This window comes from Bifidobacterium sp. UTBIF-78 (assembly GCF_006408945.1).
GTDB classification, from domain to species: Bacteria; Actinomycetota; Actinomycetes; order Actinomycetales; family Bifidobacteriaceae; genus Bifidobacterium; species Bifidobacterium myosotis.
Genome location: NZ_JFAO01000084.1, coordinates 1 through 1,371 on the forward strand (window position 1 = coordinate 1; position 1,371 = coordinate 1,371).

1 protein-coding gene and 2 rRNA genes are annotated in these 1,371 nt (G+C 61.9%); all 3 read right to left on the minus strand.

The features are described 5' to 3' along the window. Positions 1 to 170 precede the first annotated feature (170 nt). The gene (locus BG22_RS10755; protein ID WP_094668528.1) at positions 171 to 422 is read right to left on the minus strand and encodes a hypothetical protein; all 252 of its coding nucleotides are present in this window, start codon (positions 420 to 422) and stop codon (positions 171 to 173) included. A 543-nt stretch (positions 423 to 965) separates the two neighbouring features. After that, a 5S ribosomal RNA gene (gene rrf, locus BG22_RS10760) occupies positions 966 to 1,083 on the minus strand. A 177-nt stretch (positions 1,084 to 1,260) separates the two neighbouring features. After that, positions 1,261 to 1,371, minus strand: a 23S ribosomal RNA gene (locus tag BG22_RS11010); the annotation flags it as partial.

Genomic DNA, 1,371 nt, shown 5'->3' on the forward strand with positions numbered 1-1,371 from the left:
ACCGCCGTGGGGTTACGGGATGTGTGCTGCGACACGCTCAAGGCCGCTCGGCCAAGCCTACGGTCGCAGCACACATCCCGTAACCCCACGGCTCCGTTCTTTGAAACTGCAGCCTAAGGTAGACCATCCACCGGCCGATTTCTCAACACATCGTCTGCCTGATATCTCCGTTACCTGCGTCGAGGCTTATAGCCTTTCTTGCGGCTATGCGGTTTCAGCTCCTGATTCAACGGCACATGACGGTAACTCGATTGCGGATCACGATGCGTCAGATGCCAGCAATTGCAATACTCACAGCGATACACCCACAGCTCGGCGCCGCGCTCGATCAGACTCTGATCGGCGGCACGCTGGGCCTGCGCCTTGTCGTGATACATAATCTTGTTCGACGTGGCGCAACGTTTGGGAGTGAAGTAATGCATAGCATCCCACAGTCTAAAAGCACCCATAGCCCTTAGCTGGGATTCCCTGAGTAACTCTTGTTGTTGTGGTTTTTGTTTTGTGTTTTGTGTGGTGTGCGGTCCGTTGCGGAGCTGGAGGACGTGGTCTGGGGGTCGGTTGTCGTCATCGTGTGGCCGCCATCCGCGTCGGGGCGGGCGGTCGCGCGTGTTTCGCGTGTCCCGTGAGGGGTCGCGGGCGGACCACGCCTGTCCGGTGGTTCCGGAAAGCCCGTGAACGGGCGTGGTCCGCCTGCGGCCCGGCACTCGCCCGTGGCGCGGGTGTTCCGCGCCTGTGGGGGCGGATGCCGTCCGTCGTGTTCCCGTGCGGGGTGTCGTCGTGTCGGGCTGTTGTTTCGGGGTGTGCGCGTATGCGGGGGGCCCTGGCGGGGGTTGGTGTTCCGGTCGGGAGAGAGTGTGGGCATATGGGTGGAGCCCCGGCATCGAATGGTGTCGGGGCTCCTGTTGCCGCTGGTATGCGAGGACCCCGGGAGGCTGGGGCCTTCCGGGGTCTTCGGTAACGTGTGAATGCGGCGGTGTGCTACTCTCCCACATCCTCTCGGATGCAGTACCATCGCCGTGCCAGGCCTTAGCTTCCGGGTTCGGAATGGATGCCGGGCGTCTCTCCTGGGCCATGACCGCCGCAAATCTTCAATTAGACGTCCACGCCCTTGGGGCGTGGGGATGGTTCCCGTGATGGGTTGGGGACCGGATAGCGGACGCGATTGATGTCGATATTGGTCTTGTGGTCATCCGGATGCTCCATGCCGTCCGGAAATCCAAGCGCAGTAGTTGTCTTCGATGCTCCCCAACCAGGTTGGGGTGTGTGTTGCCGTTCCCCCGTTAGTACCGGTCAGCTCCACCCCTTGCGGGGCTTCCACGTCCGGCCTATCCACCACGTGTTCTCCATGGGGGGTACAGGATCCCGAGGGAT